The 25,506-nt window shown below is 64.5% G+C and carries 25 protein-coding genes, 2 tRNA genes and 1 pseudogene; 14 read left to right on the top strand and 14 right to left on the bottom strand.

Annotated elements, in window-relative coordinates:
• The first annotated feature begins 61 nt into the window (after positions 1-61).
• Both DRB87_RS16105 and DRB87_RS16100 read left to right on the top strand, forming a co-directional pair.
• Entirely contained in the window at positions 62-997 is a 936-nt protein-coding gene (locus DRB87_RS16105) for a heptosyltransferase (protein WP_130026623.1), read from the top strand.
• Positions 997-1,185, top strand: coding sequence for a hypothetical protein (locus DRB87_RS16100; RefSeq protein WP_130026622.1), 189 nt, complete (start codon positions 997-999; stop codon positions 1,183-1,185). Before DRB87_RS16105 ends, DRB87_RS16100 begins: the two co-directional genes overlap by 1 nt.
• 340 nt (positions 1,186-1,525) lie before the next feature.
• Here DRB87_RS16100 and DRB87_RS16095 read toward each other — a convergent pair whose 3' ends face one another.
• Both DRB87_RS16095 and DRB87_RS16090 read right to left on the bottom strand, forming a co-directional pair.
• The gene (locus DRB87_RS16095) at positions 1,526-2,686 is read right to left on the bottom strand and encodes an iron-containing alcohol dehydrogenase (protein ID WP_130026621.1); all 1,161 of its coding nucleotides are present in this window, start codon (positions 2,684-2,686) and stop codon (positions 1,526-1,528) included.
• A gap of 149 nt (positions 2,687-2,835) precedes the next feature.
• Positions 2,836-4,283 (bottom strand): annotated as a pseudogene (locus tag DRB87_RS16090) (NAD-dependent succinate-semialdehyde dehydrogenase).
• Positions 4,284-4,529: 246 nt separating this feature from the next.
• Between DRB87_RS16090 and DRB87_RS16085 the strand changes: the two are divergent.
• Together DRB87_RS16085 and DRB87_RS16080 are read left to right on the top strand one after the other, a co-directional pair.
• Positions 4,530-5,360, top strand: coding sequence for an IclR family transcriptional regulator (locus DRB87_RS16085; RefSeq protein WP_130026620.1), 831 nt, complete (start codon positions 4,530-4,532; stop codon positions 5,358-5,360).
• A gap of 471 nt (positions 5,361-5,831) precedes the next feature.
• Positions 5,832-6,479: a flavodoxin family protein gene (locus tag DRB87_RS16080; RefSeq protein ID WP_165385342.1), complete on the top strand. Its 648-nt coding sequence runs from the start codon at positions 5,832-5,834 to the stop codon at positions 6,477-6,479.
• 54 nt (positions 6,480-6,533) lie between these two features.
• Here DRB87_RS16080 and DRB87_RS16075 read toward each other — a convergent pair whose 3' ends face one another.
• Positions 6,534-7,241 (bottom strand): GntR family transcriptional regulator, encoded by a 708-nt coding sequence (locus DRB87_RS16075; RefSeq protein ID WP_130026618.1) that lies wholly within the window; start codon positions 7,239-7,241, stop codon positions 6,534-6,536.
• A gap of 185 nt (positions 7,242-7,426) precedes the next feature.
• Between DRB87_RS16075 and DRB87_RS16070 the strand changes: the two genes are divergently transcribed.
• The 3 genes from DRB87_RS16070 to DRB87_RS16060 all read left to right on the top strand — a co-directional run bounded on the left by DRB87_RS16070 (position 7,427) and on the right by DRB87_RS16060 (position 13,275).
• Entirely contained in the window at positions 7,427-8,647 is a 1,221-nt protein-coding gene (locus tag DRB87_RS16070) for an alanine--glyoxylate aminotransferase family protein (RefSeq protein ID WP_130026617.1), read from the top strand.
• Between the two features lie 188 nt (positions 8,648-8,835).
• Positions 8,836-10,113: an MFS transporter gene (locus DRB87_RS16065; RefSeq protein WP_130026616.1), complete on the top strand. Its 1,278-nt coding sequence runs from the start codon at positions 8,836-8,838 to the stop codon at positions 10,111-10,113.
• 165 nt (positions 10,114-10,278) lie between these two features.
• The gene (locus DRB87_RS16060; protein ID WP_240756324.1) at positions 10,279-13,275 is read left to right on the top strand and encodes an FAD-binding and (Fe-S)-binding domain-containing protein; all 2,997 of its coding nucleotides are present in this window, start codon (positions 10,279-10,281) and stop codon (positions 13,273-13,275) included.
• 24 nt (positions 13,276-13,299) lie between these two features.
• On the opposite strand, the gene DRB87_RS23295 is transcribed toward DRB87_RS16060, so the two are convergent.
• Entirely contained in the window at positions 13,300-13,536 is a 237-nt protein-coding gene (locus DRB87_RS23295; RefSeq protein WP_206100127.1) for a hypothetical protein, read from the bottom strand.
• Here DRB87_RS23295 and DRB87_RS16055 point away from each other — a divergent pair.
• The 3 genes from DRB87_RS16055 (at position 13,478) to DRB87_RS16045 (ending at position 14,852) form a co-directional block, all read left to right on the top strand.
• A complete protein-coding gene (locus tag DRB87_RS16055) occupies positions 13,478-14,563 on the top strand; it encodes a DSD1 family PLP-dependent enzyme (protein ID WP_130027904.1) in 1,086 nt (361 codons plus the stop codon). The genes DRB87_RS23295 and DRB87_RS16055 overlap by 59 nt on opposite strands.
• A gap of 121 nt (positions 14,564-14,684) precedes the next feature.
• A tRNA-Ala gene (locus DRB87_RS16050) sits at positions 14,685-14,760 on the top strand.
• Between the two features lie 16 nt (positions 14,761-14,776).
• Positions 14,777-14,852: transfer RNA gene (locus DRB87_RS16045), tRNA-Glu, on the top strand.
• Between the two features lie 175 nt (positions 14,853-15,027).
• On the opposite strand, the gene DRB87_RS16040 is transcribed toward DRB87_RS16045, so the two are convergent.
• The 4 genes from DRB87_RS16040 to DRB87_RS16025 all read right to left on the bottom strand — a co-directional run bounded on the left by DRB87_RS16040 (position 15,028) and on the right by DRB87_RS16025 (position 17,330).
• Positions 15,028-15,324 carry a YciI-like protein gene (locus DRB87_RS16040; RefSeq protein ID WP_130026614.1) on the bottom strand — a complete coding sequence of 99 codons (297 nt, stop codon included), beginning with the start codon at positions 15,322-15,324 and terminating at the stop codon, positions 15,028-15,030.
• Positions 15,325-15,395: 71 nt separating this feature from the next.
• The gene (locus DRB87_RS16035) at positions 15,396-15,713 is read right to left on the bottom strand and encodes a hypothetical protein (RefSeq protein ID WP_130026613.1); all 318 of its coding nucleotides are present in this window, start codon (positions 15,711-15,713) and stop codon (positions 15,396-15,398) included.
• A 219-nt stretch (positions 15,714-15,932) separates the two neighbouring features.
• Positions 15,933-16,445: a hypothetical protein gene (locus DRB87_RS16030; protein WP_130026612.1), complete on the bottom strand. Its 513-nt coding sequence runs from the start codon at positions 16,443-16,445 to the stop codon at positions 15,933-15,935.
• A 150-nt stretch (positions 16,446-16,595) separates the two neighbouring features.
• Positions 16,596-17,330 (bottom strand): YoaK family protein, encoded by a 735-nt coding sequence (locus DRB87_RS16025; RefSeq protein ID WP_130026611.1) that lies wholly within the window; start codon positions 17,328-17,330, stop codon positions 16,596-16,598.
• A gap of 275 nt (positions 17,331-17,605) precedes the next feature.
• Between DRB87_RS16025 and DRB87_RS16020 the strand changes: the two genes are divergently transcribed.
• Positions 17,606-18,127 carry a DUF1993 family protein gene (locus DRB87_RS16020; protein ID WP_130026610.1) on the top strand — a complete coding sequence of 174 codons (522 nt, stop codon included), beginning with the start codon at positions 17,606-17,608 and terminating at the stop codon, positions 18,125-18,127.
• A 107-nt stretch (positions 18,128-18,234) separates the two neighbouring features.
• On the opposite strand, the gene DRB87_RS16015 is transcribed toward DRB87_RS16020, so the two are convergent.
• Complete coding sequence (locus DRB87_RS16015) at positions 18,235-18,945, bottom strand: type 1 glutamine amidotransferase domain-containing protein (protein WP_130026609.1); 711 nt, start codon at positions 18,943-18,945, stop codon at positions 18,235-18,237.
• Positions 18,946-19,184: 239 nt separating this feature from the next.
• On the opposite strand from DRB87_RS16015, the gene DRB87_RS16010 reads away from it, so the two are divergent.
• Entirely contained in the window at positions 19,185-19,799 is a 615-nt protein-coding gene (locus DRB87_RS16010; RefSeq protein WP_130026608.1) for a glutathione S-transferase, read from the top strand.
• Positions 19,800-19,856: 57 nt separating this feature from the next.
• Here DRB87_RS16010 and DRB87_RS16005 read toward each other — a convergent pair whose 3' ends face one another.
• The 4 genes from DRB87_RS16005 to DRB87_RS15990 all read right to left on the bottom strand — a co-directional run bounded on the left by DRB87_RS16005 (position 19,857) and on the right by DRB87_RS15990 (position 22,611).
• The gene (locus tag DRB87_RS16005; protein WP_026132215.1) at positions 19,857-20,618 is read right to left on the bottom strand and encodes an ABC transporter permease; all 762 of its coding nucleotides are present in this window, start codon (positions 20,616-20,618) and stop codon (positions 19,857-19,859) included.
• A gap of 8 nt (positions 20,619-20,626) precedes the next feature.
• Positions 20,627-21,556 (bottom strand): ABC transporter ATP-binding protein, encoded by a 930-nt coding sequence (locus tag DRB87_RS16000; protein WP_130026607.1) that lies wholly within the window; start codon positions 21,554-21,556, stop codon positions 20,627-20,629.
• A 148-nt stretch (positions 21,557-21,704) separates the two neighbouring features.
• The gene (locus DRB87_RS15995) at positions 21,705-22,133 is read right to left on the bottom strand and encodes a VOC family protein (protein ID WP_130026606.1); all 429 of its coding nucleotides are present in this window, start codon (positions 22,131-22,133) and stop codon (positions 21,705-21,707) included.
• 58 nt (positions 22,134-22,191) lie between these two features.
• Positions 22,192-22,611 carry an SgcJ/EcaC family oxidoreductase gene (locus tag DRB87_RS15990; RefSeq protein ID WP_130026605.1) on the bottom strand — a complete coding sequence of 140 codons (420 nt, stop codon included), beginning with the start codon at positions 22,609-22,611 and terminating at the stop codon, positions 22,192-22,194.
• Positions 22,612-22,776: 165 nt separating this feature from the next.
• On the opposite strand from DRB87_RS15990, the gene DRB87_RS15985 reads away from it, so the two are divergent.
• A complete protein-coding gene (locus DRB87_RS15985; RefSeq protein ID WP_130026604.1) occupies positions 22,777-23,439 on the top strand; it encodes a TetR/AcrR family transcriptional regulator in 663 nt (220 codons plus the stop codon).
• A gap of 79 nt (positions 23,440-23,518) precedes the next feature.
• Here the strand turns inward: DRB87_RS15985 and DRB87_RS15980 are convergent, their stop codons facing one another.
• The gene (locus tag DRB87_RS15980) at positions 23,519-24,424 is read right to left on the bottom strand and encodes a LysR family transcriptional regulator (protein ID WP_130026603.1); all 906 of its coding nucleotides are present in this window, start codon (positions 24,422-24,424) and stop codon (positions 23,519-23,521) included.
• A gap of 275 nt (positions 24,425-24,699) precedes the next feature.
• Here DRB87_RS15980 and DRB87_RS15975 point away from each other — a divergent pair, with 275 nt between their 5' ends.
• Positions 24,700-25,458: an SDR family NAD(P)-dependent oxidoreductase gene (locus DRB87_RS15975; protein WP_130026602.1), complete on the top strand. Its 759-nt coding sequence runs from the start codon at positions 24,700-24,702 to the stop codon at positions 25,456-25,458.
• The last annotated feature ends 48 nt before the right edge of the window (positions 25,459-25,506 follow it).

Here is a 25,506-nt window from a genome sequence, read left to right as displayed (position 1 = left end):
GTGAGCCCGGTTCACGGGCCTTGTGGGCCAGCGCTGCGGCCGAGTCGCTTTCGAATCCATCATGCCATTGCAGCGCTTCATTGCCCGCCGACTGGGCGCTCTCACCGAACCGAGCACCCGCATTCCTTATGCCTGGGTGTACCACGAGCCCGACGTATTCCTGCAGCGCACGTCGTCGCTTACCGTTGCCAAAAAATACCTGCATCGCCGCTTGCGGCTTGCGTTGAGCGGGCAGTCGAGCCGCGAGGTGCGTCGGGTGTCGCCGAGTGCGCGCGTGCTGTGGATCTATGGGGGCAAGGCATCGGTCGGCGATGCGGTGATGGATGTGTCGGGCCGTGCCTTGTTGCGTGGGCGCGAGGGGCCGGTCGATCTACTCATCACGTCGGGCCTGAAGGCTGTGTTCGAGGGCGACGATATCTTCCGTCACGTGTACGACGATCCTGCCAGCGTGAAGCCGGGCGACTACGACGTCGTCGTGTTGCAGGAGTTCAACTATCCGACGCTGCGGCTGAAGCGGAAATATTTTCCGTCGTTGCCGTTTGCGTGCCTGTTCCGATTCTTTCACGGCCCGGACCGCAACCAGACGCAGTTCAGCCTTGCGGCGGTCAACGACGTCTTTTCGCTGGGCTTGGCGTCTGACGACTTGTTTGTGCGCGCGAAGCCTTACTTGCGACAGGAGTCGGCGTTGCCTGAGGCGGTTGCGGGGCAACTCACGCCGGGGACGTTCCTGGTATTGGCGATGGGGGGTGTCGAGCCGCGCCGGACGTATGCGCATTGGCGCGAATTCTTGCAGGCGTACGACATTGCCTATGCGCCGGGAATGCCTGATGGCGTAGTGCTATTGGGGTCGGGCAATGGTATCGAAGCGGCGAGCGCGTTGATGGAGGCGAAGTTTGTTCATTTGAAGCTGACGTCGTTGGTGGGTGAGTTGACGTTACGCGATGCGAAGCGAGTGATTGCGAATGCGGCGTTGTTCGTGGGGCTGATGGCGGTTTGATGCATGTGGCGCACACGACGGTGACGCCGAGCGTCACATTGTTTGCGAAGGCCGAGCCGCCGTATCTCAGGCTCACTCCGGCGTGTCGGTCGACGCCGTTGCAGACGGATTCGGACGTGAGTGCGGTCGATGCGTCAGAGTTGGTGGAGACGGTGGTGGCGACGTTGGCGAGCGCACCGGCAGGGTGAGAACGCAGGCCGTAGCGAGGGCGCATGGGAAAGCGGGGGGGAGGGGTAGGGGGTGGGGAAGAGACGGATCGGGGCCCCTTTCTGCAGCGAGTTGGGTTTATGTCTGAGAGGCGGAAAGGGGCTCCGGTCCGTCGTGGAAGCACTGTGGGGGAATGAAGCAGGGGCCCCGGGATTTGATAAGCACTGTGGGGGAATGAAGCAGGGGCCCCGGGATTTGATAAGCACTGTGGGGGAATGAAGCAGGGGCCCCGGGATTTGATAAGCACTGTGGGGGAATGAAGCAGGGGCCCCGGGATTTGATAAGCACTGTGGGCGTCCGAAGCCGGCGCCCGGGCGTCAATCAAAGCGCCGCACGATAAATAGCAAAAGCATCGGCCTGGGTCACTTCGCGCGGGTTATTCACGAGAAGCCGGGTTTGCAGCATCGCGTCGCTGGCCATCCGAGCGAGGTCGGTTTCTTTCACGCCCACTTCACGCAGTGTTCGAGGAATGGCGGTGTCGACGATCAACGATTCGATGTGCCGGATGAGGGCATCGGTTTTAGCGTCATCGCTGCCGGCGGCCTTGGCGGGCAGAATCACATCGGCCAGTTCCGCGTAGTGCTGGCTGGCGGCGGGGGCATTGAAGCGCATGACGTGCGAGAGCACGAGCGCGTTCGAGAGACCGTGAGCAACATGAAAGATGCCGCCGATCGGGTAAGCCAGGGCGTGAACGGCGGCGACCGGCGAATTGGCGAACGCTTGTCCGGCGAACATCGCGCCGACCAGCATGGCTTCGCGAGCGGTGCGATCGTTGCCGTCGTGACAGGCGCTCAGCAGATTGCGCGAGAGCAATTCCAGCGCTTTCACGGCGAGCGTGTCCGAGATCGGATTCTTCAGGTGAGCGGACGTATAAGCTTCGATCGCGTGCACCATCGCGTCGATGCCTGTGGCAGCCGTGGCCGCGCGGGGTAGACCGAGCGTGAGTTCCGCGTCCAGAATCGCCAGATCCGCAAAAAGCTGCGGCGAGACAACCCCCATCTTTGTCGTCTCGCCCGTCGTCACGATCGACACGGCCGTCACTTCCGAGCCCGTACCGGCCGTCGTCGGCATCTGCACCAGCGGCAGGCGCGTGCCCGTCACCTTCTTGATGCCATACATCTCCTTGAGCGATTGCGCGCCTGGCAGCAGCACCGCAAGCAGCTTCGCCACATCCATCGACGAGCCGCCGCCCAACCCCAGCACGATCTCCGCGTCGGCCGCGCGAGCGCGTTGGGCCGCTTCCAGTACCACATGCTCCGGCGGGTCGGCGATCACATCGTCGATCACCGACACCTGCCAGTCATGCTTTGCCAGATCCGCCAGCGCCGGGGCCAGCAAGCCGCTCTTGTGCAGAAAGCCGTCCGTCACCACGCACAAGCGCGTGCCCGTCGGATATTGCTCGCGCAGCAATGCCCCCAGACGGCGCGCCGCGCCAAATTCCACAACGACGGTCGGAACCGTCTGGAAACGAAAAGCGTTCATGGCCGATTTCCTCGTGAGACCTTCACCACCCCATGCGCGACAAGCCTGTCGCGATCTATCCGGTCGATGCGGTTGGCGCCGTCGGGCACCGCGCCGCGCGCCACCGAACGATGCGAGCCTGAGCGTGAGCCTGATCTGTTACCCAGCCATCACACTTGCAGGCAAAGGTACTTCATTTCGAGATATTCCTCGATGCCATAACGCGACCCCTCGCGACCCACCCCGACTGCTTGATGCCGCCGAACGGCGCCACCTCATTCGAGATCAGGCCGGTGTTCAGACCCACCATGCCGTACTCCAGCGCTTCGGCCGTGCGCCATGCCCGTGCGATGTCGCGCGTGTACAAATAAGCCGCGAGCCCGAACTCCGTATCGTTCGCAAAGGCGACGGCGTCCGCGTCGTGCGTGAAACGGAACAGCGGGGCGACCGGACCGAAGATTTCCTCACGCGCCACGCGCATTTGCGAAGTGGCCTCCGCAATCACCGTCGGTGTGTAATAAGTGCCGCCCAGCGCGTGCGCGGTGCCGCCCACCAACACGCGAGCGCCGCGCGACGTCGCGTCGTCCACCAGCGCCACGACCTTCTCGACCGCCTTGCCCTCGATCAGCGGGCCGACCACCACGCCGTCTTCCAGACCGTTGCCCACCTTCATGCCCGCAACGCGCTTGGCGAATTTTTCCGCGAAGGCGTCGTAAATGCCGTCCTGAATATAGAAGCGATTCGCACACACACACGTCTGCCCGCCATTGCGGTACTTCGCCGCGATCGCGCCGTCAACGGCGGCATCGAGATCGGCATCGTCGAACACGATGAACGGCGCATTGCCGCCCAGCTCCAGCGACATGCGCTTGACCGTCGGCGCACACTGCGCCATCAGCAGTCGACCCACCGCTGTGGACCCCGTGAACGACAGCTTGCGCACCCCCGGATGCGACGTCAACACACCACCCACCGCGCGTGCGTCGCCCGTTACCACCTGGAATACACCGCCCGGAATTCCGGCGCGGTGCGCCAGCTCGGCCAGGGCAAAGGCGGAGAGCGGCGTCAGTTCCGAAGGCTTCACCACAATCGCGCAGCCTGCGGCCAACGCCGGGGCCACCTTCCGCGTAATCATCGCTGCCGGGAAATTCCACGGCGTGATCGCCGCGCACACGCCGACCGGTTGCTTGAGCGTGACCAGACGCTTGTCCGAGGCGGGCGTGGCGAGCACGTCGCCATCCACACGCTTGGCTTCTTCCGCAAACCACTCGATGAAACTCGCTGCATAGGCGATCTCGCCACGGGCCTCCGCCAGCGGCTTGCCCTGCTCGCGCGTCATCAGATACGCCAGGTCGTCCGTGTTGGCGACCATCAGATCGAACCAGCGGCGCAAGACCGCCGCACGTTCCTTGCCGGTGCGCGCGGCCCACGGCTTTTGTGCAGCTTCCGCAGCCGCCACGGCCCGCGTCGTTTCCGCCGCGCCGAGTTCCGGCACCTTGGCCAGAACTTCACCGGTGGCCGGGTCTAGTACGTCGAGCGTCTTGCCGCTGTCCGACGCAATCCATTGGCCATCGACCCAGGCGAGTGTCTTGAAGAGGGAGGTGTCTTTAAGTTGCATGGCAGTTGGCCGGGCTCGCCGGCAGTTCCGGTTGGGGGAAACGACGCACGGCAGTGTCTCGAATCGCCGCTTGCCGTTCCATCTATTGAACGATATTCTATGTATTGAACCTCATTCTACGTATCGAACGTTTTCCGTGCAACTCAGGGTTTTCCGAAGGCGGCATCCGCATCACTTGCCCGTACCCTACGGGCGGCGTAGCCCGCCCCGATCCATTTCGACCATTCTGAAGCCGATTTCCGATTCATGCCCAAGCGCAAACTCGATATTCCCGCCAACGCCGCCAACGAAGCCCGCGACGGCGAACCGCTCAAGACCACCGCGCCCGCCGTGGTGCGCGCCGTGCGCATCCTCGATGTGATTGCGGCGGCGGCCGAGCCGATCGCGCTGGCCGATCTGGCGAGGGAGACGGGCGTGCCCAAGAGCACACTGCACGGCCTGTGCGACACGCTGGTCAAGTTGCGGCTCGTGAAGCGCCACGCCAATGGCGGCATGACGATGGGCTCGTACGTGATGGGATGGGCGAATGCGTTCCTGTCGCAGACCCACGTCACCGAAGAATTCCGCGCGGTCTGGGAGGCGTCGTCCGCCTTCGCGCAGGAGACCGTCACGCTGTCCGTGCTCGATGGCACCGACGTGATCTATCTCGCCTGTCACAACGGCAATCGGCCGCTCGGCGTGACCTTCCGCACCGGCATGCGGCTGCCCGCGCCTTACACGGCGACCGGCAAGGCCATGCTCTCGACGCTGCCCGCCGACGAGGTCGCCGATCTGCTCGCAGGGGCCTGGCCCGCGCCGCTTACCCGTGCGAGTGTGGGGACCTATGCCGCGCTCACCGAGGAGATGTCGCAGGTGCGGCGCGCGGGCTACTCGATTGATAACGGGCAAATGCGCGAAGGCATGATTTGCTTCGGTGCGCCGGTGTTCGATGCGAGCGGCGGACGCGCCATCGCGGGACTCGCCGTCAGTTACGTCACGAACGATATCGACCTGGCCACCGGGCAGCGCATCGGGCGGCAGATCCGCGAACTGGCCGATCGGTTGTCGGAGCGGCTGGGGGCGTCGGAGCGGCATTGAAGCATTGAGGCGAGGCGCGCGGAGCGACGTTGACCGCCGCGCCGAGTCGTTGGCAGACCGACGTGGGATGCATTTCCGGGCGCCATGCGCCAACCGAGGTATTCGACCTGCGGACTATTCCCAAATTTGATGGCGAGGACAACCCGAGCTTGAGCACCGATCGCGGCGAGTCGAGGCGGCTTGAGCGCACCCAAGGCGGCGCGCAGGCGGCCCGTCTCAGCACTGGGGGCACCGGCCCGGCTTGCCGTCAGCGGCATGCCATCTTCCTGTCAGGTGCCTGATGACTGGCCGACAGCGTGGCGTCGCCGTTCGATTGTTACCGTTGGCGGAACAGTCATGTTCGATTCTGCCAGCTATTCCCCTAGGGTTTTCACTGGCATCATTTGGCCTTGACCGATGTCCAGACAAGCCAGCGGAAGCGCGATCCGGGCGGTGCCATGGGGCGGACATCCATTCGGGAAGCACTACGCCATGTCCAATATCGCAATCGTCTATTACTCGCAAGGCGGCGCGACCGCCATGATTGCGCATTCCGTCGCCCAAGGGGTCAACGACGCCGGTGCGCATGCGCAATTGCTCAGCATCGAGCCGCATCAATTCATCGACGGGCAGTGGCACGACGAGGCCATGCTCATGCGCCTGGCTTCGGCGGACGCCATCATTTTCGGCGCCCCGGCCTTCAAGGGCGGCATCGCCGCGCCGTTCAAGGCGTTTGCCGATGCGACGACCGGCATGTGGCGCATGCTCGGCTGGCGCAATAAAGTGGCTGGCGGGTTTTCGTTCAGCTATCGTCCCGGCGACGACAAACGCGACACGCTGGACTACTTCGCGGCGCTCGCCGCGCAGCAGGGCATGTTGTGGGCCGATGCCGATGCCGATGAGGTCGAGATTGCGCCGCGCGCGAGCGCACCCCTGCAACCGCTCGCCAATTTTCCGGCCGTCACGGCACCCGGAGGGGATGTCGATGCCGCCTACGCGCTCGACCCGGTGGACGTGATCGCCGGCAAGCAATACGGTCGTCATGTCGCGGCGCTCGTCGCGCGTCTGGCCGGCGAGGTGCTTGAGTCACCGGCCGTGCTGGCGCGTCGCGCACGCGAAGCGGCCGAGCGCCGACTGTGATCGGAATCGGCAGCGTCTGAGCGCTGTCAATGTGGGTCAGACGGCCGCTCGAATTCAGTTGCTCGGCGCGCCTTGCGCCGGTTCGGCGTGGATTTGCAACACGGCGTCGCGTTTGGCGAGCAAATGCTTGCGCAGGATGTCGCCAAGGCGTTTGCCGTCGTGCTTTTCCAGCGCGTCGATCATCTGCTCGTGCTCGGCAATGGCGCGATCCCATTTGTCCGCGTGGAAGTTCGAGCGAAAACGCAGCGCCATCAACCGGCGGTTGATTGCGACATAGGTCTGGCGCAACGCGCCGTTGCGCGCGGCTTCATTGATGCGATCGTGAATCGCCTGATTGCGTGCGTAATAGCCCGGCAGATCCTGCTGCGCGCGGCACGCGAGCATCGCATAATGCAGCGCCTTGATTTCGGCCAGCTCGACGGGCGTCATCCGTTCGGCGGCCAACTCGCCTGAAAACGCTTCGAGCGCGCTCATCAGCTCGAACATCTCCCGGATTTCCTTCTCCGTCATGCGGGCAACGCTTGCCCCGCGATTCGGCGCAATCTCGATCAGTCCCTCGGCGGCCAGCACTTTGAAGGCCTCGCGCAGTGGCGTGCGCGAGATGCCGAGGGTCTCGCACAACTCCCGTTCATTGAGTTTCACGCCCGGCGATAGCACGCCCTCGATGATGAGCTTGCGCAGGTGCTCGACGACCGTGTCGTGCAAGCGCAGGCGCTCCACTCGCGGAATGTCTGGGGCGGCAATCGTCGACGTGTTTTCCATGCTTTGTATTCAAAATCCGTAAATCCCTATGTTCGCGATTGTAACGTATCGCGCGATCTGCTCGTAACGCTAGGGTAAACGACTGTATTAAAACGGCTTCCGACCTCTTGCGAAAGTGGCGTGCTCTGCTAAAGTATTTTGCATGCAAAATTCAAAAGAGAATTTTCAAGAGGAGAAAGACGTTCATGTTGAAGCTTGATTTCCATCCCTCGGGCCGTCACTTCCTGCAAATTCCGGGGCCCAGCCCGGTGCCCGATCGCATTCTGCGCGCCATGAGTTACCCGACGATCGATCATCGCGGCCCGGAGTTCGGCGCGCTCGGTCGCAAGGTACTCGCCGACATCAAAAAGATTTTCAAGACCGAGCAGCCGGTGGTGATCTACCCGGCATCGGGCACCGGTGCGTGGGAGGCGGCGCTGTCGAACACGCTCTCGCCGGGGGATTCGGTGCTGATGTTCGAGACGGGGCATTTCTCCACGTTGTGGAAGAAGATGGCCGAGAGTCTCGGCCTGAAGCCCGAGTTCATCGGCCTGCCGGGGACCGACGGCTGGCGCCGCGGGGTGCAGCCCGACATGATCGAAGCGCGTCTGCGCGCCGACACCGGGCACGCGCTCAAGGCCGTGTGCGTAGTGCATAACGAAACCTCGACGGGCGTCACGTCTGACATCGCCGCCGTGCGCCGTGCCATCGACGCGGCCGGACATCCCGCGCTGTTGCTCGTCGACACGATTTCGGGCCTGGGCTCGGCCGATTACCGTCATGACGAATGGGGCGTGGACGTCACCGTCTCGGGCTCGCAAAAGGGACTGATGCTGCCGCCGGGCATCAGCTTCAACGCGGTCTCGACCAAGGCGCTCGACGCCGGTCGCCACGCAAAGCTGCCGCGCGCGTTCTGGGGCTGGCAGGACATCATCGAAGCGAACAAGAACGGCTACTGGCCGTACACGCCGAACACGAACCTGCTGTATGGCCTGTCCGAAGCGCTCGACATGATCTTCGAGGAAGGGCTGGACAACGTATTCGCGCGCCACCAACGCTTGGCCGAAGCCACGCGCCGCGCGGTGCGCGCGTGGGGGCTGGAGATTCAGTGTCAGGACCCGTCGGTCTACAGCCCGGTGCTCACCGGCGTGGTCATGCCGCAAGGCGTGGACGCCGACGACGTGCGCAAGCGCATCTACGAACGTTTCGACATGTCGCTGGGGCAGGCGCTGGGCAAGATTCGCGGCACGATGTTCCGCATCGGCCATCTGGGCGACTGCAACGACCTCACGCTGATGGCAACGCTTTCGGGGTGCGAAATGGGGCTGCGGATGTCCGGCGTGAAGCTGGCCGGGTCAGGCGTGGTTGCCGCAATGGACTACCTGGCGCACGCGCGGGACACGCCGTCGCTCAAGGTGGCCGCCTGAGGCGTCGTCGTCGCAGGGACTGGGAGATGGGGGGCCGCCAACGACTGGGGGCGCCCCCGCAGTGAACGCTTGATCTGTCATTCAGACGGCACGGGGCCACACCATAGAAGGGCCCCGGCCGCCGCAACACCTTTTGCGCCGCCGGCATGTTGCCGGCGCGCTTCACAGGCTGTTTCAGGAGACATGCAATGAAGCTTTTCAGAGCGACCCGGGTCGTGCTGGTGATGCTATGCGTCATGTATTTCATCACCTATCTCGATCGCGTCAACGTCAGCACGGCCGCGGCCGGCTTCGGCAAGGAATTCAATCTCAACAAGACGGAAATCGGGCTCGTCTTCTCGGCATTTGCCTATCCTTATCTGGTCTTTCAGATCATCGGCGGCTGGGTGAGCGATCGATTCGGTGCGAAGCGCACGTTGCTTGTGTGCGGTGCCTTGTGGGCGGTCGCGACGATCCTCACGGGCATGGCGGGCGGTCTCGTCACGCTATTACTCGCGCGCCTGCTGCTCGGCCTCGGCGAGGGCGCCACGTTCCCGGCCGCCACGTCGGCCATGTCGCGCTGGGTCGCCAAGGAGAAGCGCGGCTTTGCGCAGGGCATCACGCACGCGGCCTCGCGCATCGGTAACGCCGTGGCGCCCGCCGTCGTCGTGTTCATCATGGCCACGCATGGCTGGCGTGAATCGTTCTATCTGTGCGGGATCGTGAGCCTGGTGTGGGTCGCGGTGTGGGGGCTCACGTTTACCGAGCGCCCGCAGGATCATCCTCGCATCACGACCGAAGAACTCGCCGTGTTGCCGCCGGTGAAAGCCAAGCGCGCGTCGTTGCCGTGGGGACCGCTCTTCAAGCGCATGATGCCGGTCACGATCGTGTACTTCTGCTACGGCTGGACGCTTTGGCTCTTCCTGTCGTGGATTCCCCAATACTTCCTGCACAGCTACGACCTCAATCTGAAGAAGTCGGCGCTGTTCGCCTCGAGCGTGTTCTTCGCCGGTGTGCTCGGCGATACGTTGGGCGGTATCGTGACCGACAAACTGTACGAGCGCACCGGCAGCCTGAAGCGCGCACGTAGCTGGATGGTGTCGATCTGCATGCTGCTCACGCTGCTCTCGCTCGTGCCGATGTTGTTCACGCACCAACTGTATGTGTCGGTGGCATGCCTGGCGTTCGGCTTCTTCTTCGCCGAGATGACGATCGGGCCGATGTGGTCGATTCCGATGGATATCGCGCCGGAACACTCGGGCACGGCCAGCGGCATGATGAACACCGGGTCGGCGTTGGCGGCGATTCTCTCGCCGGTGATCTCGGGGTATCTCATCGATCGCACGGGCAACTGGGAATTGCCGTTCGTCGGCAGCATGGTGCTCATGGCCCTGGGTGTCGTGCTGGCCTTCCGCATGCAGCCCGAGAGCAAATTCTCCCTCGATGGCGACGCCGCCGCAGCGAGCACCACCCGTCAGGCCGTCTGACTTGCGCATAACCCCTGCCGGGCCGGCGTCATGCATGCCCGGCAGGATCGTCTCGCCCCGATTTGACCTGGGTCCGTCCCGTCCAACACCCGCAACGTCATGAATTCCCAATCGAACTCTCGCGCGAACGCGCATCCGAATCTCGTCGGCCAGCCAGTGCCTCTGATGCCGATGCAGCGCGGCGGCGTTGCGCTCACGCCGTTGCAGGACCGTCTGCGTCGCGAGCTGCGCGGCGATGTGTGCTTCGATCGCGCGAGCCGTGGCCGCTACGCGACCGACGCGTCGATCTATCAGATTTTCCCGATCGGCGTGGTGGTGCCGCGCGATCAGGATGACCTGATCATCGCACTCGATATTGCGCGCGACCTGCGCGTGCCGGTGCTCGCGCGCGGCGCGGGCACGAGCCAGTGCGGCCAGACCATCGGCGAGGCGCTCGTCATCGACAACAGCAAGTGGCTGGGCCGCGTGGTGGCCTTCGACGCCGTGGCGCGCACGGTCACCGTCGAGCCGGGCATCGTGCTCGATCACCTGAACGCGTGGCTCAAGCCGCACGGCCTGTGGTTCCCGGTGGACGTGTCGACGGCCGCGCAATGCACCATTGGCGGCATGACGGGCAACAACTCGTGCGGCTCGCGCTCCCTCGAGTACGGCAACATGGTGCACAACGTCCTGAGCATCGATGCGGTGCTGGCCGACGGCGCGCAACTGCGTTTCGGCGCGCTCCATTCGCCGCCCACCGACGCCCGCACGCAGGCGATTCTCGCGAGCGTGCAAGCCATTGCCATGCGCGAACGCGAGGAATTGCGCGAGCGTGTGCCGCGCGTGCTGCGGCGTGTCGCGGGCTACAACCTCGATCTGTTCGACTGCCTGAACCCGCGCGCCTATACGGACGACGGCGTCGCGAACCTGTCGCATCTGCTGGTCGGCTCGGAAGGCACGCTGGCGTATAGCCGCCAGATCACGCTCAGGCTCGTGCCGCTGCCGGTGCACAAGACGCTGGGCGTGGTGAACTTCCCCACGTTCTATCAGGCGATGGATCTCACACAGCACATCGTCAAGCTGGGGCCGGTGGCGGTGGAACTGGTCGACCGCACGATGATCGACCTGGCGATGGACAACCCCGCGTTCCGTCCCGTGATCGAGACGGCGCTCGTCGGCGATCCGCAAGCGATTCTGCTGGTGGAATTCGCGGGAGACGACGCCGGCGCGCTGCGCGCCAGGCTCGACGATCTCGCCACGCTCATGGCGGATCTCGGGTTGCCGGGCGTCGTGGTGAAGATGCCCGACGCCGGGCCGCAGAAAGCGCTCTGGGAAGTGCGCAAAGCGGGCCTGAACATCATGATGAGCATGAAGGGCGATGGCAAGCCGGTGTCGTTCATCGAAGATTGCGCGGTGCCGCTGGAACACCTTGCCGAGTACACGCGGCGCCTGACTGATGTGTTCCATCGCAACGGCACCGAGGGCACATGGTATGCGCATGCAAGCGTGGGCACGCTGCACGTGCGGCCGATCCTGGACATGCGTCGCGACGGTGCCGTGAAGATGCGTGCCATTGCCCAAGAGGCGGCGGCGCTCGTGCGCGAATACAAGGGCGCCTATTCGGGCGAGCACGGCGACGGGCTGTGCCGCGGCGAGTGGGTGGCGTGGCAATACGGTCCGCGGCTGAACGCGGCGTTCGGCGAGATCAAGCAACTGTTCGATCCGGACAATCGCTTCAACCCGGACAAGATGGTTCGCCCACCGAAGATGGACACGCGCGAGTTGTTTCGCTTCGCGCCGGGCTACGCCGCCCAACCGATCGCGCCCGCGCTCGACTGGACGGCGTGGAACGTAAAGCGCGACGCGCTGACCGGCGAGCAGACGGCGCCCGACACCGGCACCGATGCCACACACGGACTCGCGTCGGCCGTCGAGATGTGCAACAACAACGGGCACTGTCGCAAGTTCGACGCGGGCACGATGTGTCCGAGCTACCGCGTCACGCGCGACGAGCAGCACGTCACGCGCGGACGTGCGAATACGTTGCGTCTGGCCGTCTCGGGGCAATTGGGCGAGGCGGGGCTCGCCAGCGACGACGTCAAGGCGGCACTCGATCTGTGCGTGTCGTGCAAGGGCTGCAAGCGCGATTGCCCGACGGGTATCGACATGGCGCGCTTCAAGATCGAGGCGCGTCACGCGCGGGCCAAGCGTCATGGCGTGTCGCTGCGCGACAAGCTGATCGCCTATCTGCCGCGCTACGCCCCATGGGCCAGCCGTGTGGGCGGCCTGCTCGACGCGGTGCAACGACTGCCTGGCAGCCACGTGGCGAAGCGCTGGCTCGGCCTGGCGCCGGAGCGCTCGCTGCCGGCGCTGAAGGCTTCGTTCCTGGAACATCAGGTGTCGCTGGCGGATCCGAGCGCGGCAGATTCGGCGGGGCTGCGCCAGGTGCTGCTGTTCGTCGACACGTTCAACAACTACATGGAGCCGGAGAACGCGCGCGCCGCGAAGCGCGTGCTCGAAGCCGCCGGGTACACCGTTCACGTGAATCGGCGCTCGGGCGAGCGGCCGTTGTGCTGCGGTCGCACGTTCCTCGCGGCGGGGCTCGTGGATGAGGCGAAGGCGGAGGCGCGGCGCCTGCTCGACGCGCTGATGCCGTTCGTCGAGCGCGGTGTGCCGATCGTGGGCCTGGAGCCGTCGTGCCTGCTGTCGCTGCGTGACGAGATGCTGAGCTACGGTTTTGGCGATGCGGCCCGCAAGTTGGCCGACAACGCGTTTCTCTTTGAGGAATTTCTGGTTCGTGAGAAGACGGCGGGGCGCTTCGACGTCGCCTGGCGCGCGCTGCCCGACGGTGTGGGCGAAGCCCTGGTGCACGGGCACTGCCATCAGAAGGCGTTCGACGCGTTCTCGCCCGTCACGGCGGTGCTTGGATGGGTGCCGGGGCTGAAGGTATCATCGATCGAATCGTCATGCTGCGGCATGGCGGGCAGTTTCGGGTACGAGGCCGAGCACTATGACACGTCGCGAGCGATGTCCGAATTGACGCTATTGCCGGCGGTCAGACAGCGCGGCGAGAATACCATTGTGGTTGCCGACGGCACCAGTTGCCGTCATCAGATCCACGATGGCGCGCAGACGCAAGCGCTCCATGTGGCGTGTGTGCTGGACCGCGCGCTGCCCGCGTGAATGCCGATTTTTTGCAAACGCCTTTCAAAGGATTGTGATGCCCGATTCGGACAATACGGCTTCGGCTTCGGCTTCGGCCTCTTCGGTCTCTTCGGCCTCTTCGATCGCTTCGATCGCTTCGATCGCTTCGATCGCTTCGACCGCCGCCTCGGGGCGTCTTGCGGTGCCGCCGGTCGCCCGTGTGGGCGATTCGCTTGCCCAGGTGGCAACGCCGTCCTTGCTGCTCGATCTCGACGCCTTCGACGCGAACGTCGCGCGCATGGCGAGCGCGGCGGCCGCGCGCGGGGTGGCGGTGCGTCCGCATGCCAAGGCGCACAAGTGCGCCACGATTGCCCGGGCGCAGATGGCGGCGGGCGCGGTGGGCATCTGCTGTCAGAAGATCACCGAGGCGATTCCGTTCGTCAACGCGGGCATCGGCAGCATCCACATCAGCAACGAGTTCGTTGGCGAAGCCCGTGTGGCGCTGGCCGTGGCGATGGCCGCGCGCGTGACGCTGTCCGTGTGCGTGGACGACGTGCGTCAGGTGGCGCCGCTCGGCAAGGCGGCACAGCGCGCCGGTGTGCGCATCGCGGTGCTGCCCGAGGTCGATGTGGGGCAGGGGCGTTGCGGTGTCGATTCCACGCAGGCCGTGGGCAAGCTGATCGACGCGATCGATCATTACGAAGGGCTGCGCTTCGGCGGGTTGCAGGCGTATCACGGCAGTGCGCAGCATGTCGATGGCTGGGACGCGCGACGCGACGCGGCGCGGCTTGCCGCCGATCGTGCGGCGGCCTATGTGCGCTTTCTGGAGGCGCGCGGCATCACCTGTCCAGTGGTGACCGGCGGCGGGACCGGCACGGCCGAGTTCGACATCGAGAGCGGTATTTACACGGAGGTTCAGCCTGGCTCGTATGTGTTTCTCGACGGTCATTATGGCTCGCTGGAATGGCGCGACGACTGGCGCTTTCGTCACGGTCTCTTTCTCGCGTCGACAGTCATGAGCACGGCCCGCGCGGGCATCATCGTTTGCGACGCGGGACTCAAGAGTGTGGCGACCGATTCCGGGTTGCCGCGCTTCTGGTCGTCGCAACAGGCGGGCCAGCCGCAATACCGCACGGCGTCGGACGAGCATGGCGTGCTCGAACTGGCGTCGCCCGACGAGGACGGCGCTCCCTGGCTCGGCGAGCCGATTCTGCTTGTGCCGGGGCATTGCGACCCAACAGTCAATCTCTACGACCGATACGTCGCGGTGCGACACGGACGAGTCGAAGGGCTGTGGCCTATCGAGGCGCGCGGACTCAGTCAGTGAGCGCGAGCGGGGCATGGCCGATCGGGATGGACGCCGATACGTCGCGTCCGGGCCAAATATTTTGGGGCGGGGGCTTCCCAACCTTCGAAAACCGCGCTATAGTCTCACTTCTTCGCCGTACGGGGGTATAGCTCAGCTGGGAGAGCGCTTGCATGGCATGCAAGAGGTCAGCGGTTCGATCCCGCTTACCTCCACCAAAACGGAAGACTTTATGTCCCCTTCGTCTAGAGGCCTAGGACATCACCCTTTCACGGTGAGTACAGGGGTTCGAATCCCCTAGGGGACGCCAGATTTACCGGCGTGACTCTCGGAGCTTTCCGAAAGCACGACGCTCAATCGGTTGTCGACAAACGCGCTTGGCTTCATCGCCAAGCGCGTTTTGTTTTTCTGCGGCGAGTTGTTCGTGCATCCACGGCACGCGATACGGCAATCGCGGATCCGGAGGCGTGCAATGGCCGTCGCGCTTAACGCACCGGCGAACTCGCCATCTTCCCCACCACCGTTTTCCACGGGCGCACGCGCCACGACTTCACCAGTCCATGGGCTACATAGGGATCGGCGTTCGCAAACGCTTCCGCCGCAGCCGGCGAGTCGCCTTCGAAGAGCAGGGCGGCCGTGTCGACGGGGGATTCCAGGGCGCCGGCCAAGAGCAGTTCGCCGCGCTCGGCCGCTTGCCATGCGAGCGCCAGATGCGCATCGCGGTACTGACCTCGCCGTTCGAGATAATCGTCGACGAGGTCGTAGGTGAGCAGGTAATGCATGGTCATGCCTCCGTTGAGTTCGCTGCCGTACCGCGTCATTATCCGCAAAACGCCGACGGCAGGGCAGAGGGCTACGCGTGACGCACCGCTACCCCGTAAGTGCTCACTATGCGCTGATCCTGCTCCTTCGCGGAAAACGCTTCCCACATCAAGCCGTTGCAATCGGTGCTGCTCGAGTATTCCGGGGCGGCGTCGTCCTCGAAGCCGACGTGTCGCAGTTCCCCGGCGCGTGACGCCGATTGATTGATCGAGAAGTTCAGCAGATCGGTGCGCCACATGGCGTATGCACCCGGCACGACAGCCGTTGGCGGCTGACCGAGACGGGCCGAATAGTCCTGGATAGATTCGTCGAGATCGCGCACTGCGAGTGCGATGTGAAAGCGTTTCATGGGGTCTCCTGACGGTGAGCATTGCGATGCAGCGACAGCGACGCGGGGCAGTGTGAGTGCCCGCTTGCATGGCAAGCGGTGCATCGGTGAAGCCCATCATAGAGCGCGTTGGAAGGCCTAGCCAGACGGGACATTATCCCGGTATCCAACGTAATGGCGTACCGCGCCGCGGCCGATAGAGAACCCGATGACAACGCCGGGCGTTACGTGAGCGGGCGCTTACTGGGGCCGCTGGAAATCGTTCTCGATCCACGCGCGGGCGCTGTGGCGCGAGAGCTTGAACGTGGGCGGTACCTTGACCGACGCGACGGTTTCGCCGAAACGGTCGACGGCGCTCAGCACAGCGTGGGGGTCGTAGTCGTCGGGCACGATGTCGAGCGTGACATCGATGTCGCCGTCGGGGCCGTCGACGCTCACGCGCTTGTGCAACTGGGCGCGCAACTGCTGTTCGTGACGGCGCAGTACTTCGTCGGCCGTTTTCACCAGCGTGTGGAAAGCGCCAACATCGAGCGGCTTCGGATTCTTCTTGTCACGCCCCATGGTCCAGGGACCGACGAGCGCCGGCTCCGATTCGCCGTCCTTGTACATGGCGACAGCCCAGCCGTCGTCGTCCTCGTTCTTGACGACCTTGGCCGTCCATCCGTCGTCGCGCCAAAGGCGGGCGTCGTGAATGGCATCGCCGCTATCGGCGGCGTTCTCGGTCGGAAGAATATCGGCGGGGGTGGCAGTCACTGGCGAAGATCGGTGCTTGAGGATGAGCGGATGGTGGTGCGAGGCGCGTCTAAGCGCACGGGTGAAGAGTGCGATTTTACCGCGTCCGGCCAAAGCGCGGACGCATTCCCTGTGCTGCGTAGGCAAACGCGTGATGCCAGCGTCAACCGCTCACTCGTTGGCGATCGCCAGCGCCACGAGCAGCAGCACTGGCAGCAACACGCACCAGAACCCCGTGCCGTGATAAGCGAAGCCGCCGAAGACGGCCCCGACAGCGAACGCCGCCAAGGCGGGGATCATCTTGCGCAGACGCGCTCGCACGGCGTTGTCGTCGCTGCAATGACCGCTCGCCAACTCGACGATATCGATCACGATTTGCGTAGTGTTGCCGGTCATGATCGTGGTCGGGGCCAGCTCGGCGAGCACCAGGCGCCCGACGGCATTCTGGATCGCGAGGGCGGCCACGCCGAACATGCCCGACAGGATCGCCAGCGGCGCATCGGCCGAGACGATGGGTTGTGCCGCCATGCCCACGATCATGAAGCCGAGCAGCAGCAACGTTTGCACCACGAGCAGCCGCCGCAGCGGCCGTCGTTCCGTTCGCGAGAAGCGCTGCACCACGAGTTTCACCAGCGCGACGACGATGACGAACACGGGCAGTGCCAACAGTTTGGCCAGCACGCCGACATGGGTGCTCGCGACCAACTGCACGCCGATCATCACGAAGTTGCCGGTCACGTGCGCGGTGAACAGTCCGAACAACGCGATGAAGCCCACGACATCGATATAGCCCGCCACGAAGGCGAGCGTCATGCCGATGGCCGTGGGTTTGGCAAAGTGGCTTACCCACGTGCGCGCAACGGTGGCGGCCTCGGTCGGCGTGGGGATGTGGCGGGGGGCACCCATGGCAGCTCCTCTGTCGACTTGCATGGCAGGTTTTGCGCATCCGGTGTGGCATGCCGGGCAAGCGCAGGCGGGCACGGGGTGCGGATGAAGCATATCACCACCGTCTGCGGGACGAACGCGCGGTGACACCGCGCAGCGTCGGTCCCGCAGACGGTCCCGTAACCGTTCCCGCTAGGCATCGGCGTGCCCGGCGAGAATGTTTCGGGGCTGATAGCATGTCTTGTCGCACGCTTCGAGTGCGCTCACCGTCATGCCAAACTTCGAGGAGCCTTCCGATGTCGATCTCTCTTTTTCGCGCCACCGTTCCGGTCTATCTGCGTGGCCTGACCGTCACGGCCGACTACCTCCGGAAGGCGCGCGCGCATTGCGAAGCGAACGCGCTTGAGCCCGCGACGATTCTCAAGGCGAAGCTCGCCCCCGACATGCTCGACTTCGTGGCGCAAGTGCAGCGCGTGAGCGACACGGCCAAGTTCGCGGTCGCGCGAATCACGGGCGTGGAGTCGCCGAAGTTCGACGACATCGAGACGACGTTCGACCAACTGCGCGATCGCGTCGCGAACACCGAGGCGTTCATCGCCGGCATTCTCGAAGATCGATTCGACGGGGCCGAGTCGCGACAGATCACCCTGAAGTTCAAGGACCATCAGACGACGCTGGACGCGGTCGACTATCTGTTGAAGTTCGCACTGCCGAACTTCTATTTTCATGTGACGACCACCCACGACATTCTGCGTGCGCAAGGCGTGGCGGTCGGCAAGACGGATTATCTCGGCCCGTACGAGGCGCAGAAAATCTGACCGGCGCGTGCCGATTGGCAGCGCCGGCGGGAAACGCGCCGATGCGGGCTGACAGAGGCCGCCGCGTCAGCGCGTGGCGATGGCACGATGCACACGCCTCTCGTGCGTCACGCAAGGGACGACGGCAGAGACGGCAGACGCGGTTCCATCATGGCGAGCACCGTGCGCGCTGCTTCGTCCGACGAGGCCGGATTCTGGCCCGTGACCAACCGGCCGTCGCCGACCACATGCGATTGCCAGTTGCCGGCCTTCTCATACAACCCGCCCAGGCGTTTGAGTTCGTCTTCGACCAGGAACGGCACCACGTCGGTGAGGCCGACGGCGGCCTCCTCCTCGTTGGTGAAGCCTGTGACGTGGCGCCCCCGTACGAGCGGCTCACCGTTCTCGGTGCGCACCTGACGCAGCACCCCCGGCGCATGACAGACAAAGCCGATGGGCTTGCCGGCGCGCTCGAAAGCTTCGATCAGACGGATGGAGTTCGGGTCTTGCGCGAGATCCCACAGCGGGCCATGGCCGCCGGGGTAAAAGACGGCGTCGTAGTCGGCGACGTTGACGTCGGCCAGCCGGAGGGTGTTCGCCAGCGCCTGCTGCGCGACCGAGTCTTCACGGAAGCGTCGCGTGGCATCGGTCTGGGCATCGGGCTCGTCGCTTTTCGGATCGAGCGGCGGCTGGCCGCCTGCGGGGGACGCCAGCGTGACCGCCAGTCCCTCGTCGATGAACACGTAGTACGGTGAGGCGAATTCTTCGAGCCAGAAACCAGTCTTCTTGCCCGTGTCGCCGAGGCGGTCGTGCGAGGTCAGCACCATCAGGATGTTCATGAATCGTCTCCTTGTCGAGTCGGCCATTCGAGCAATTCTACCCGTCATGGGGCACGCTCGCCCGCGACAGGCTCGCGCGCGTCTCTTGTGAGCCAAATTCGCAGAAAGCGGTGATCGAATTCGATTTGCGGAGCATCGGAGGTCCGCTATGCTTGTGCGGATGCGGGCACCGCCCGCCGCCATTCAGCCTACGCAAGACCCTACGACCCGGCGGCGACTGCCGTCCTCAGGAGCAAGACATGCAATTGATCGGAATGCTCGATTCCCCCTACGTGCGCCGCACGGCGATTTGCCTGAAGTTGCTGGGCCTACCGTATGCGCATCACGCGCTCTCCGTGTTTCGAACGTTTGACGAGTTTGCCGAGATCAATCCGGTCGTGAAGGCCCCGACGCTCGTGACCGACGACGGCACGGTGCTCATGGACTCGACGCTGATCCTGCAATACCTGGAGACGCTGGTCGATCCGGCGCAGCGGCTTGTGCCGAGCGATCCGGCCGAGCGTTTGCGCGCATTGCGCCTGACGGGCCTGGCCTTGGCGGCGTGCGAAAAGTCGGTGCAACTGGTGTATGAGCGCGAACTGCGTCCGAGCGAGAAGCGGCACGTCCCGTGGACCGATCGCGTGCGCAAACAGGTGCATGCGGCCTTTCACGCGCTGGAGGTCGAACTGGCGCAAGTGCCGATCATGGCGACGCCGGACCGGATCGGCGAGCACGGCGTGACGATTGCCGTGGCATGGCGGTTCCATCACCTGATGGTGCCGGAACTCGACTTTACCGCCGAGTTTCCGGAAGTCGCCAGCTTTTCCGTGCAGGCGGAAGCGCTCCCGGCGTTTCTCGAAACACCGCCGACCTGACCGACACGGCGGCGGCAAACGCCCGGCGCCGGACGGCTTGCCGTCCGGCAGGCGGGGTCAGCTCTTGAGCCGGTAACCGGTCTTGAACATCCAGGCGACGATGCTCAGGAAGACGGCGAGGAAAACGAGCGTCATACCCAGACTCACCCCGACGCTCACGTCCGCCAGCCCATAGAAGCTCCAGCGAAAACCGCTGATGAGATACACAACCGGATTGAACAGCGTGACGGTACGCCAGAACGGCGGCAGGATGTGCGTCGAGTAGAAGCTACCGCCGAGAAAGGTGAGCGGCGTGATGATGAGCAGCGGCACGAGTTGCAGTTTCTCGAAGCCGTCGGCCCAGATGCCGATGATGAAACCGAGCAGGCTGAACGTCACGGCCGTGAGCACCAGGAACAACACCATCCATATCGGATGTTCGATGCGCAGCGGCACGAACAGCGCGGCCGTGCCGAGCATGATCACCCCGAGCACGATCGACTTGGTGGCTGCCGCGCCCACGTAGGCAATCACGATCTCCATATACGACACCGGCGCGGAAAGGAGTTCGTAGATCGTGCCGGTGAAGCGAGGGAAATAGATGCCGAACGACGCGTTCGTTACGCTCTGCGTGAGCAGCGAGAGCATGATGAGGCCCGGCACGATGAACGCGCCGTAAGGCACGCCCTCGATTTCGGGAATGCGCGAGCCGATGGCCGCACCGAACACCACGAAGTACAGCGAGGTCGAGATGACCGGCGAGATGATGCTCTGCATCAGCGTGCGACGCGTGCGCGCCATCTCGAAGTTGTAGATCGCCCTGACGGCGTAGAAATTCATGGCGCGGCTCATCCTTCTTTCCTGTGCACGAGCGAGACGAAGATATCTTCGAGCGAGCTTTGCGTCGTATGCAGATCCTTCACCGAGATACCGGCGCGTTCCATGTCGCGCAGCAGGGTGGCGATGGACGTCTGCTCGATGTTGGCGTCGTAGGCGAAGACGAGTTCGGTGCCGTTGGCGTCGAGCGTGAGGCCGTAGGCGGCCAGCGCCTCGGGCACGGCGCTGAGCGGCTCGGTCAGTTGCAACGTGAGTTGCTTGCTGCCCATGTGCCGCATCAGCTCGGTCTTCTCCTGCACGAGCGTGATCTGCCCGCCGGTGATGATGCCCACGCGATCGGCCATCTCCTCGGCTTCCTCAATGTAGTGCGTGGTGAGGATCACGGTCACGCCGGTCTCGCGCAACGAGTTCACGAGACGCCACATGTCGCGACGCAACTCCACGTCGACCCCAGCGGTGGGCTCGTCGAGGAACAGCACGCGCGGCTCGTGCGAGAGCGCCTTGGCGATCAGCACGCGCCGCTTCATGCCGCCCGAGAGCTGCATGATGCGGCTGTCCTTCTTCTCCCACAGCGAGAGCGAGCGCAGCACCTTTTCGATGTGCGCCGGATTCGCGGGCTTGCCGAACAGGCCGCGCGAGAACGAGACGGTGGCCCACACCGACTCGAACGAGTCCGTGGTCAGCTCTTGCGGAACCAGCCCGATGGCCTCACGCGCGGCACGGTAGTCCGTGACGATATCGTGACCGTCGACGGTGACCGTGCCCGACGTCGGACGCACAATGCCGCAAATGGTGCTGATGAGGGTCGTTTTGCCGGCGCCGTTCGGGCCGAGCAGGGCGAAGATCTCGCCGCGCTGGATTTCCAGATTGATGTTCTTGAGCGCCTGGAAACCCGTCGCGTACGTCTTCGACAGATTCTGGATTGAGATCACGGATGGCATGGCGGCGACGATAGCACAGGCGTGAAGAACTTGTTGGGCACGCCGCGCGGGGCGCAAAAAAGCGGGCAGCGGGGCCGTCGTCGGCGCCGATACCCGCCCACAGCATCGAAGCGAGCGGCCGGACAAGCGCCCGGCGCGCGCCGATACCTCAGCCCTTCGGCATTTCCTTCGGCACGATTACCATCCAGTTCATGCCGAAGCGATCCTTGACCATGCCGAACGTCTTCGCGAAGAAGGTCTCGCCGAGCGGCATGTTGACCTCGCCGCCGTCGGCGAGCGCGTGGAAAGCCTTCTCGGCCGTGGCCACTTCGGCGAAGTCGACCGACAGCGAGAAGCCGTCGAACTTGGGCTTGCCGCTCACCATGCCGTCCGAGGCCATCACCATCGAGTCGCCGATGGTGAATTCGCCATGCATGATCTTGTTCTCGCTCCCGGGCGGCAGCATCCCCGACGGACACGGCTCGGGGCTCTCGCTGTAGCGCATGAGCATGCCGCGCTTCGCGCCCAGCACTTTCTCGTAGAACGCAATGGCTTCTTCGCAACGACCTTCGAAAAACAAATAGGAATGGACTTGCATGGAACGCTCCTCTCGATTCGGAAAAAGGGGGGCGTGGCGACGCCCCGGCAGTCAAGGATTACGGTGCGAACGTCATGGGTACCGACGCGTGCTCGTGCACCACGCGCCAGCGGCCTTGCGTCTTGCGATAGCCCACGGTCGCGCGCACGGTGGCGCCGTGCGTGTGTCCGTCGGGGCCGGTGTTGCGGACCACATTCACACTGTGGCTGAACGCCAGATCGCCGGCGTGCACGAGATGCCACTGTGTGACTTCGAAATGGATTGGCCCGACCGTATGGCCGAACCAACCCTCGAGCAGACGGCGATACGCCTCGGTGCCGCGATGCTCGATGGGCGGCATCACGTCGAACACGACGACGTCAGGGTCGTAATGATCGAGCAGCGTGCCGACCGACTTGCTGCGCACGGCGTCGAGCCATGCCGAATGGATCGCCCGAATGGCGGCTTCGTCGCCGTGTGCGGGATACGTCTCAACCATAGTGCCTCCTGATGTAAAGCGAGTGACTTCTGGTGGGGAACGGCAACGGCGACGATACTCCCCTGCCGCCCGGTACATCGAGACATGATGCACCGCAACTTGTCTTTGTGGACAGTGTACACAAACAATAGCAGACATAATGGACACTGTCCACAAGGGGTTGTAATGACTGAACAGGTAACAACGGCCGGCCCGGCGCGCACGACATATCGACATGGCGACCTGCGCCGGGCGTTGCTCGAGGCCGGGATTGCGCTGGCACGCGAGGGCGGGCCGGATGCCGTCGTCTTGCGCGAGGCGACGCGCCGTGTCGGGGTCGTGCCGAATGCGGCGTACCGGCACTTCGCGAATCGTCAGGATTTGCTCGACGCCGTGCGCTCGGCGGCCCTGGCCGAGTTGGCGGTGGCCATCGAACATGAGTTGGCGGCGCGCGAGACGTCGGCGCTCGACATGATTGTCCGCGCCCGCGCCGGGCTGCGTGCTGTCGGCATCGGTTATCTGCACTTCGCTCGCGCGCATCCGGGGCTGTTTCGAACGGCCTTTTCTCCGTCGGAGAATGTGCGTTCGGCGGCCGATCCGGCCAAGGCGGGGGCGACCGGTCTCAACCCGTTCGAACTGCTGGGGGCGGCGCTCGACGGTATGGTCGCGGCCAAGCTCATCGACGCGGCACAGCGGCCCGGCGCGGAGTATCTGGCTTGGGCGGCCGTGCATGGATTGTCCGTGCTGGTCATCGACGGCCCGCTGCGCAATCTGCCCGACGATCAGGTCGACGGGTTGGGGCAGCGCCTCGTGGTGATGGTCGAGCGAGGTCTATCGCAAGCGGGCTGATGCCGGTGAGACACAGGCGGCTGCGATAGTTGTGGCGTAGGGCGTTGGCCGACCGTCGTCAGCCGATGACAGCGCATATTCAAATCGCCGTCAGACGCGGCGTCAGCAAATCGGCGAGCCAGTTCATGAACGCTTGTGCGCGCCGGGGCAGGTGACGGCGGTTCGCGTACAGCAACGTGACGGCCAGCGGCTCTGCTTGATACTCCGGCAATACGGCTTGCAGTGTGCCGTCGGCCAACAGCCCGCGCACGCCGCTCTCGGGCGCTTGAATCAGCCCGAGTCCGGCGAGGCATGCCGCTTGATAGGCGTCGGCGTTGTTCACGGTCAGCACACCCTCCATCGGCCACTGCGTGTAGCGTTCGCCGTCGTAGTATTCCCAGCCCACGGGGCGAGAGCCCAGCGTCGTCGTGTAATGGATCATTCGATGCGAGCGCAGATCGTCAAGCGAGCGCGGCATGCCGTAGCGTGCGAGGTACGCCGGGCTCGCGACGTTGATCTGTCGCATGTGGCCAAGCGGGCGCGCGATCAGCGTCGAATCCGCGACGGCGCCCACGCGCAGCACACAGTCGAAGCCTTCGCGCACGAGATCGACACGCCGGTCGGTGCTCGAGAGTTCCACACGCAAGGCCGGGTGTTGCGCCAGAAACGCGGGCAGTTGCGGAATGACGGTCGTACGCGCGAGCGTGGCGGGCAAGTCGACGCGCAGGCGGCCCGTCAACGCTTCGCCGCGCGCGACGAACATCGTCTCCCACTCTTCCATGTCGGCAAGCAAATCCTGGCATCGCTCAAGGCACGCCTGCCCGTCCTGCGTGAGCTGCACGCGGCGCGTGGTCCGATGCAGCAGGCGCGTGCCCAGCTTGGCCTCCAGTTGTTTGATGGCGTTGGACACACTGGCGCGAGGCAGGCCGAGACTGTCGGCGGCCTGCGTGAAACTGCCGGTCTGCGTAACACGCACGAAGATGCGCATGGCGTCGAGCTGATGCATGGCGGGAGACGGTCGATCCAACCGTCGATTGTTATGGGAATTTGATCAGTGTAATCAGGTTTGTGGGGTTTATTGGTGAAATTCGTTGCAATAACCTGTTGAACATACCGCGGCACCTGACGCGCTCTGTCCAGTTCAGTCGGTCACGACATCGACGAGCACAAGCCAGTGCAGGCCGCTGCGGGCCAACGCGACCGGCACGGTCGTCGACCGGGTTCAACGGGGCCTTCGCCAACGGGCACGGCCCAATGCCCAATGCCTTCTGGAGCAACACCATGACACGCAAGATCGTTCTCATCACCGGTGGTAGCCGCGGCCTGGGCCGGGCTTCGGCGCTCGGCGCCGCACGTCGCGGTATCGACGTCATCCTCACCTATCGCAGTCAGCGCACGGAAGCCGACGCGGTCGTGGCCGAGATCGCCAAGCTGGGCGCGAACGCCGTGGCGTTGCCGCTCGACGTGTCGGATGCCTCGCAGTTCGGCCCGTTCGCCGCGCAGATCACGCGTGTGCTGGGCGACGTCTGGCAGCGCGACACGTTCGATTTCCTCGTCAACAACGCCGGAACGGGCTTGCACGCGCCATTCGCCGAGACGACCGAAGCGCAGTTCGACGAACTCGTGCGCCTGCATCTGAAGGGGCCGTATTTCCTGACGCAGACCTTGCTGCCGCTGATCGCGGATGGCGGACGCATCCTGAACGTCTCGAGCGGTCTGGCGCGATTCTCGCTGCCGGGCGCGTCGGCCTACGCGATGATGAAGGGCGGTATCGAAGTGTTTTCGCGCTACCTGGCGAAGGAGTTGGGCGCGCGTGGTATCCGTGCCAATACGGTCGCGCCGGGCGCCATCGCGACGGACTTCAACGGCGGCACGGTGCGCGACAACCAGGGCGTCAATCAGATGATTGCGGCGAACACGGCGCTGGGCCGCGTAGGCGAGGCCGATGACATCGGCGGCATGGTGGCGGCGCTGCTGGCCGAGGAGACCGGCTGGATCAATGCGCAGCGCATCGAGGCGTCGGGCGGGATGTTCGTCTGACGGCCGCAGTGAGGCGTCAGTGAGCCATCAGTGAGCCATCGGTGAGAC

The sequence above is a fragment of the Pandoraea sp. XY-2 genome, assembly GCF_004193915.1.
GTDB lineage: Bacteria > Pseudomonadota > Gammaproteobacteria > Burkholderiales > Burkholderiaceae > Pandoraea > Pandoraea cepalis.
Note: the sequence above shows the minus strand (reverse complement) of the source record. Positions and strands in the feature narration are given on the sequence as shown.

Excerpts from the sequence above, each read along its gene's own strand:
- DRB87_RS16105 (WP_130026623.1), top strand. The coding sequence starts at position 62 with ATGCCATTGCAGCGCTTCATTGCCCGCCGACTGGGCGCTCTCACCGAA.
- DRB87_RS16100 (WP_130026622.1), top strand. The coding sequence starts at position 997 with ATGCATGTGGCGCACACGACGGTGACGCCGAGCGTCACATTGTTTGCG.
- DRB87_RS16095 (WP_130026621.1), bottom strand. The coding sequence starts at position 2,686 with ATGAACGCTTTTCGTTTCCAGACGGTTCCGACCGTCGTTGTGGAATTT.
- DRB87_RS16085 (WP_130026620.1), top strand. The coding sequence starts at position 4,530 with ATGCCCAAGCGCAAACTCGATATTCCCGCCAACGCCGCCAACGAAGCC.
- DRB87_RS16080 (WP_165385342.1), top strand. The coding sequence starts at position 5,832 with ATGTCCAATATCGCAATCGTCTATTACTCGCAAGGCGGCGCGACCGCC.
- DRB87_RS16075 (WP_130026618.1), bottom strand. The coding sequence starts at position 7,241 with ATGGAAAACACGTCGACGATTGCCGCCCCAGACATTCCGCGAGTGGAG.
- DRB87_RS16070 (WP_130026617.1), top strand. The coding sequence starts at position 7,427 with ATGTTGAAGCTTGATTTCCATCCCTCGGGCCGTCACTTCCTGCAAATT.
- DRB87_RS16065 (WP_130026616.1), top strand. The coding sequence starts at position 8,836 with ATGAAGCTTTTCAGAGCGACCCGGGTCGTGCTGGTGATGCTATGCGTC.
- DRB87_RS16060 (WP_240756324.1), top strand. The coding sequence starts at position 10,279 with ATGCCGATGCAGCGCGGCGGCGTTGCGCTCACGCCGTTGCAGGACCGT.
- DRB87_RS23295 (WP_206100127.1), bottom strand. The coding sequence starts at position 13,536 with ATGCGCGCGACGTTCGCGTCGAAGGCGTCGAGATCGAGCAGCAAGGAC.
- DRB87_RS16040 (WP_130026614.1), bottom strand. The coding sequence starts at position 15,324 with ATGCATTACCTGCTCACCTACGACCTCGTCGACGATTATCTCGAACGG.
- DRB87_RS16035 (WP_130026613.1), bottom strand. The coding sequence starts at position 15,713 with ATGAAACGCTTTCACATCGCACTCGCAGTGCGCGATCTCGACGAATCT.
- DRB87_RS16025 (WP_130026611.1), bottom strand. The coding sequence starts at position 17,330 with ATGGGTGCCCCCCGCCACATCCCCACGCCGACCGAGGCCGCCACCGTT.
- DRB87_RS16020 (WP_130026610.1), top strand. The coding sequence starts at position 17,606 with ATGTCGATCTCTCTTTTTCGCGCCACCGTTCCGGTCTATCTGCGTGGC.
- DRB87_RS16015 (WP_130026609.1), bottom strand. The coding sequence starts at position 18,945 with ATGAACATCCTGATGGTGCTGACCTCGCACGACCGCCTCGGCGACACG.
- DRB87_RS16010 (WP_130026608.1), top strand. The coding sequence starts at position 19,185 with ATGCAATTGATCGGAATGCTCGATTCCCCCTACGTGCGCCGCACGGCG.
- DRB87_RS16005 (WP_026132215.1), bottom strand. The coding sequence starts at position 20,618 with ATGAATTTCTACGCCGTCAGGGCGATCTACAACTTCGAGATGGCGCGC.
- DRB87_RS16000 (WP_130026607.1), bottom strand. The coding sequence starts at position 21,556 with ATGCCATCCGTGATCTCAATCCAGAATCTGTCGAAGACGTACGCGACG.
- DRB87_RS15995 (WP_130026606.1), bottom strand. The coding sequence starts at position 22,133 with ATGCAAGTCCATTCCTATTTGTTTTTCGAAGGTCGTTGCGAAGAAGCC.
- DRB87_RS15990 (WP_130026605.1), bottom strand. The coding sequence starts at position 22,611 with ATGGTTGAGACGTATCCCGCACACGGCGACGAAGCCGCCATTCGGGCG.
- DRB87_RS15985 (WP_130026604.1), top strand. The coding sequence starts at position 22,777 with ATGACTGAACAGGTAACAACGGCCGGCCCGGCGCGCACGACATATCGA.
- DRB87_RS15980 (WP_130026603.1), bottom strand. The coding sequence starts at position 24,424 with ATGCATCAGCTCGACGCCATGCGCATCTTCGTGCGTGTTACGCAGACC.
- DRB87_RS15975 (WP_130026602.1), top strand. The coding sequence starts at position 24,700 with ATGACACGCAAGATCGTTCTCATCACCGGTGGTAGCCGCGGCCTGGGC.